We start from the raw sequence: 5929 nt of genomic DNA, 5'->3' as shown, positions 1-5929 counted from the left end.
CCTCCGCGACCGCGGAGCCGGGCCGCGAAGTCGGGGGGGATCACGATCCCCACCTTGGCGCGGCCGGTGTCGATCAGCCGCGTGACCTCTCCGTGCGACCGGGCGTAGTAGGTGAGGTCGAAGTACTGGCTGTTGGCGAAGGCCTCCAGGAGCTTTTGGGCCTCGACGTCGCGCGACTGGTCGAGCACCACGGTGGGCAGGTGCTTGACGTCGGTATTGATGGCGTACCCGAAGATGAACAGCATCGCGACGGGGATGAACAGGGTGAGCGTGAGCGCCATCGGGTCGCGCCGGAGCTGCACGAACTCCTTCCAGATGATCCCGCGGAGCCGCGTCATCGCCGCTGTCCCGCTCAGGCGCCGTCGCGCGCCTGCGCCTCGATCTCCACGCTGAGCGCCCGGAGCTGCTCCCGGAGACGGCTCTTGCGCTCACGGTCCACGAAGGAGATGAACAGGTCCTCCACCGTCGGGGTGACGGGCACGACGACCGCCTCGAGCCCGGCGGCCCGGAGCTCGGCCTGGACCGCTTCGGGCGTGAGGTCGGCGTCGGCCGCGACGACGCGGACGAGCGGCCCGTAGCGGACCACCTCCTCGGCGGCCGGCCAATCGGCGAGGCGGTCCACGGCCCGGCGGGGATCCGGCGTCTCGACCTGAAACACGGGCTTGCGGAAGGTCTCGGCCTTGATGGTGGCGGGGCTTCCCTGCGCGATCAGCTTCCCCTGATAGATGAAGCCGAGCCGATCGCAGTGCTCCGCCTCGTCCATGTAGTGGGTCGTCACCACCACCGTGACCCCGCTGTCGGCGAGGCGGCGGATAAGCTCCCAGAACGTGCGCCGGGAGACCGGATCGACCCCGGCCGTCGGCTCGTCGAGGAAGACCAGGCGCGGGGCGTGGACGAAGGCGCAGGCCAGGGCGAGCCGCTGCCGGTAGCCGCCCGAGAGCCGGCCGGCCAGGACGTCCTCCCGCCCGACGAGGTCGGCGAGCTGGATCATCCGCTGGATGCGGTCCCGGCGCTCGCGGCTCGGCACGCCGTAGACGGTGGCGTAGAAGGTCAGGTTCTCCTCGCCGGTGAGGTCGTCGTAGAGCGAGAAGCGCTGGGACATGTAGCCGATGGCGGCCTTGATGCGCTCGGGCTCGGTGCGGAGGTCGAAGCCGAGCACCCGCCCCGTCCCCTCGGTCGGCTCGAGGATGCCGCACAGCATCCGGAGCGTCGTCGACTTCCCGGCGCCATTCGGGCCCAGGAAGCCGTAGAGCTCGCCGGCGTGGACCAGGAGGTCGATGTGGTCCACCGCCGTGAACTTGCCGAAGCGCTTGGTCAACCCCTCGGTGACGACCGCCGGCGCGGCGGCGGCCCTCGCCGAGGCGCGCTCAGCCACGTCGGGCGACGACGGTCGGGGCCGCGCCCAGCCGGAGCGCCTCGGCGCGCAGGATCTCCCAGGCCCGCCGAGCGTGGCGCTCCTCGGTCCGGAGGTGGCCGACCGCGAACCGGAGGACGTACCGGCCGCCGAGCACGTCATGGGAGAGGAGGATCTCGCCCGTGGCATTGACCGCCTCCAGGAGGCGCTCGTTGAGCGGATTCAGACGCGGATCGTCGGCCGGCCAGGCGCGGGGACGCGCCCGGAAGCAGACGGTGCTGAACGGCACCGGCGCCAGCCGCTCCCAGTCCGGGTCGGCGTCGATCCAGGCGGCGAAGCTCTGGGCGAGCCGGATGTGCTCCGGAAGATGCTCGGGCTCGGTCACGCGGCCCTCCTCACCTCGACCGTGCGTCAGTCGACGAGGATGACGGCATCGGCGGGCATTCCGGGCTTGAGGCGCCCGTCGGGATTGGCGACGGTGATCTTCACGCGGAAGACCAGGTTCACCCGTTCCTTCTGGGTCTGGACGTTCCGCGGAGTGAACTCGGCCTCCGAGGCGATCTCGCTCACGCGTCCGTCGAAGGGTCGGCCCGGGAACGCGTCCACCGTGATGCGGGCCGCTTGCCCCACCCGGACCCGCCCGAGGTCGGTCTCCGCGATGTAACCTCGGAGCCAGAGGTCCCCGGGGTTCACCAGCGTCACGATCGGCGTGCCCGGCGTCGCGGTCGCGCCGGGCTCGAGGTTCTTCCGCAGCACGACGCCGTCGGCGGGGGAATCGATCCGGGTGTCGGCGAGCCGGGCCTTCGCCTCGGCGAGGGCCGCCTCGGCCTGGGCCACCTGCGCCCGCGCCGCCTCCGCCTGACCCGGGCGGGGGCCCGCCTCGATGAGCTGGAGCCGCTCGCGGGCCTGCCGCACTTCGGCGCGGGCCGCCTCGACCTGCTGGGGGCGGGGCCCGGCCAGCAACAGCTCGAGCTGCTGGCGCGCCGCGCGCTCCTGGGCCCGGGCGACCTCCAGCGCCTGCCAGGTGCGATCGCGGTCCTGCACGGCCACCAGCCCCTGATCGAGCAGGCGCTGGAACCGCTGGTACTCCTTCTCGGCCCACTCGCGGGTGGCCTGGGCCGAGGCGAGGCTCTGCCGCGCCTGCTCGATCTCCTGCTGGCGGGCGCCCGCCTCGAGGTCCCGCAGGCGCGCCTCGGCCTGAACCACCGCCTGGCGGGCGGCGCGGATCTCCTCGGGACGCGCCCCGGCCAGGAGGTCCTTGAGCTGGGCCTGGGCGACCTGGACCGCGGCCTCCAGCCGGGCGAGCTCCGCCCGGAGCTGGTCGTCGTCGAGGAGGATGAGGAGGTCCCCCCGCCGGACGCGCTGCCCTTCCTCGACGCGGATCGCGCGGATCCGCGCGGTCGTCTTCGCGCCGATGTCGACCTGGGTGGCCTCCATGGTGCCGGTCACCTTCAAGCCCGCGCCGGTGCTGTCGCGCCGGGAGAGCGCCCAGAGGCCGACGCCGGCGCCGGCGATCAGGAGGATGACGAGGACGAGGCTGCCACGCAGGATCTTCCCGAGACCGGACATCGCCGCGCCCTACCGGGCCGGCTGAGACGCAGCAGGCGGAACGGGGACGAGGATCGCCGTAGTCTGGTGGTCGCCCACGAAGTAGCGCCGGGCGACGTCTTGGATGTCCCGGGCGGTGACGGCGCGGATCCGGGGCAGGAACTCGTCGCGGAGGCGCCAGCTGCCCACCAGCTCGTGACGGGCGAGCGTGGACGCCCGGACGTACACCGAGTCCTGCCCGAAGACGAATCCCGACTCGAGCTGGTTCTTGGCGCGCTGGAGCTCCTCCGCCCCGACCGGCTCGGTCCGGAGCCGCTCCACCTCGGCCAGGAGGACGCGCTCGACGTCCTCCACGGTCTTGCCGGGGAGGACGGTGGCGTAGAACGTGAACATGTCGGGGTCGAGGCTGAGCCGCGTGTAGTCCCCGCCGGCGTCCAGCGCCAGCCGCTCCTCGTAGACGAGTCGCCGGTAGAGCCGCGAGGTCCGCCCGGCCGACAGGATGGTGGCCGTGACCTCGAGGGCATAGGCGTCGGGGGAGGTGATGTTCGGGGTGTGGTAGCCCATGAAGATGACGGGCAGCTGCGCTTCCTTCTTCACCCAGACGCGCCGTTCCCCCCGCTGGGCCGGCTCCACGATCTGGACCGCCGGGGGATCGGGGCTCCGCGGGATCGCCTCGAACCGCGCCCGGATCTTGGCCAGCAGCTCGGCGGCCACGAAATCCCCGACGGCCACCAGCACGGCGTTGTTCGGGACGTAGTAGGTGTCGTACCAGCGCCGGAGGTCCTGGGCGGTGATCCGCTGGATGTCGTCCATGAAGCCGATGGGGGGGATCCGGTAGGGGTGGGCCTTGAAGGCGACCGCGTTCAGCTCCTCGGCCAGGGTGCCGATCGGGTCGTCCTCGGTACGGGTCCGCCGCTCCTCGAGGATGACCTTGCGCTCGGCATCGACCTCGCGCGCCTCGAGGAGGAGGTGGCGCATCCGCTCGGCCTCCAGGTCGAGGATGAGCTCGATCTTGTCGGCGACGATGTTGACGAAGTAGGTCGTCGCGTCCTGGGCCGTGAAGGCGTTCTCCTGCCCGCCCTGCTCCTCCACCAGCCGCGCGTAGGCGCGCGGTCCGTATTTCGACGTGCCCTTGAACATCATGTGCTCGAGGTAGTGGGAGAGCCCGGAGAGGCCGATCCGCTCGTTGCGCGAGCCCACCCGGTACCAGATCTGGAGGCTGATCACGGGGCTCCGGTGGTCTTCGAGGAGGAGCACCTTGAGCCCGTTCTCGAGCGTCGCCTCGACGACCTCCGCCGCCCGGGCCGGGAGGGCGCCCAGAAGGAGCAGCGCGGCGAGCAGAAGCCCTGAACGGGCGCGGCGGCTGATCACGCGGCCATTATACAACCGTGGATTGCGCCCTCGGGGCGCGCGGCCCCCGGTTGGGCGGGGCCCGGATGTCCCACCCCGGCGGCCGAATGCCGTATAGTGGAGCGAGCCTGACGGTCGCTGCCGATCTGGAGGAGGCAAGCCATGGCGCCCGACGCTCCGCGGTCGAGACCGGGACCCGGTCACTACGTCTGCCCGAGCTGTCACCTCTACCTCGTGGCCTGGGACGGGCCGACCAAGACCGTCGAGATCTTCCACAAGGTCGGGTTGTGGGAAGAGTTCGGGACTCGCCATGTCCGGCTCATCTGCCAGTCCTGCCTCGGCGCGACCGAGCGGGTGCCGCAGGCGCTGGTCGACCTGCTCCGCGAGCGGTATGGCCTGGGGCCGACGCCGGAGCGGCGGCCGCCGACCGTCGAGCCGTGAGCGGCATTGCCGAGTCGCATGTGAGACCCTCCCCGTTCCTCAGCGCGTGACGGCCGCGGAGGTCGGTGCCGGAACCGCCGCCGTCGTCAGCCGGAAGGCCGGCCGCACAGCCAAGGCGACGGGCACGCCGGCGAGCGCCACCAGCGCCGCGAGGTAGCATCCCCCGGCGAAAGACCCCGTCCAGTCCCTGATCCAGCCCGTGAAGTATGGGGCGAGGAGCCCCGAGACGAAGCAGATCGCGTTGAGAAGGCCGTAGGCGCTGCCCATCACCCGCTGGGGGAACAGCTCGGCCATCAAGGCATAGGCCGGAGCCCAGGCGCCCCAGACGAAGAAGCTCGTGATGAAGACGAGCACGGCGAGGAGCCAGACCGGAGCCCGCAGCTGTACGGTCAGCCCCGTGGCGGCGACCGAGATCGCCAGGCAAAGGATCACCCCGGCCACTACCGCTTTCCGCCCGATGCCACGCCGCAGAAGGCGATCGGACACGGCGCCCATCGTGAAGAGTCCCGGCAGGGCCGCCACGCCGAGGAGGCTCGCGTAGAGCGCCGACCAGCCCAGCTCCCGGACTCCGACCTCGGCGAAGAGCGCGGGACCCCAGGTCCCGATCAGCCACTGACTCCACATGGGGGCGATCCCCGCCAGGCCGAGGACCCAGAGGTCACGATGGCGGAAGACCCCGGCGCGTCCCATGCCCACCTCGTCGGGTCCGAGCGGAACGGGACAGCGCGCGCCCCTCGGCTCGGGGACGAACCAGGCGATGAGCGTGGCCGAGACGAGCGGCAGGACCGTGAGCACGAAGAACACGTGGCGCCACGGGATGAGCGCGCCGAGGGCACCTCCCACGATCACCCCGAGCGCGTTCCCGACCCCGACGCCCGAGAAGGATACGCCCTGGCCGAGCGCGAGGCGATCGCGCGGGGTGGCGGCGGCGATGATCGGCCGGTCGTTCGGGAAGTACATTCCCTGGGCCAGCCCGGTGACGAGCCGGGCGAGCCCGAGCACGACGAGCGTCCGGGCCAGCCCGGTCATGACGGTCGCCAGGGCCACCAGGAGAATGCCCGTGACGAGGACTCGCTTGCGTCCGAGGCGATCGCCGAGCAGCCCGGCGGGGACCAGCATGGCGATGTAGCCGTAAAAGAAGACGGAGAAGAGGAAGCCCGCCTCGGCGTGCCTCAGCCCGAACTCGGCCATCACCGGTTGGAGAAGCGGCGAGAACGCCATCCGGATCATGTAGTT

General features: G+C 71.6%; 7 protein-coding genes. 1 reads left to right on the top strand and 6 read right to left on the bottom strand.

Features of this window, described 5'->3' with window-relative positions; all coding sequences use genetic code 11:
* The 5 genes from VGW35_25635 to VGW35_25615 all read right to left on the bottom strand — a co-directional run.
* Positions 1 to 338 (bottom strand): ABC transporter permease (locus tag VGW35_25635; protein HEV8311059.1); only part of this gene is annotated, 338 nt, incomplete at its 3' end.
* Between the two features lie 14 nt (positions 339 to 352).
* The gene (locus tag VGW35_25630) at positions 353 to 1375 is read right to left on the bottom strand and encodes an ABC transporter ATP-binding protein (GenBank protein HEV8311058.1); all 1023 of its coding nucleotides are present in this window, start codon (positions 1373 to 1375) and stop codon (positions 353 to 355) included.
* Entirely contained in the window at positions 1368 to 1739 is a 372-nt protein-coding gene (locus tag VGW35_25625; protein ID HEV8311057.1) for a hypothetical protein, read from the bottom strand. The genes VGW35_25630 and VGW35_25625 overlap by 8 nt, the downstream gene beginning before the upstream one ends.
* Positions 1740 to 1765: 26 nt before the next feature.
* Positions 1766 to 2923, bottom strand: coding sequence for an efflux RND transporter periplasmic adaptor subunit (locus VGW35_25620; protein ID HEV8311056.1), 1158 nt, complete (start codon positions 2921 to 2923; stop codon positions 1766 to 1768).
* Positions 2924 to 2932: 9 nt separating this feature from the next.
* A complete protein-coding gene (locus VGW35_25615; protein ID HEV8311055.1) occupies positions 2933 to 4273 on the bottom strand; it encodes a pitrilysin family protein in 1341 nt (446 codons plus the stop codon).
* A 141-nt stretch (positions 4274 to 4414) separates the two neighbouring features.
* Between VGW35_25615 and VGW35_25610 the strand changes: the two genes are divergently transcribed.
* Entirely contained in the window at positions 4415 to 4693 is a 279-nt protein-coding gene (locus tag VGW35_25610) for a hypothetical protein (protein HEV8311054.1), read from the top strand.
* A gap of 39 nt (positions 4694 to 4732) precedes the next feature.
* On the opposite strand, the gene VGW35_25605 is transcribed toward VGW35_25610, so the two are convergent.
* Positions 4733 to 5929: MFS transporter (locus VGW35_25605; GenBank protein HEV8311053.1), on the bottom strand; the 1197-nt coding region annotated here is incomplete at its 5' end.

The sequence above is a fragment of the Candidatus Methylomirabilota bacterium genome, from assembly GCA_036005065.1.
Lineage (GTDB): Bacteria > Methylomirabilota > Methylomirabilia > Rokubacteriales > DASRDR01 > DASYQW01.
The sequence above is the reverse complement of the archived record's forward strand: the minus strand, read 5'-3'. Positions and strand labels throughout refer to the sequence as shown.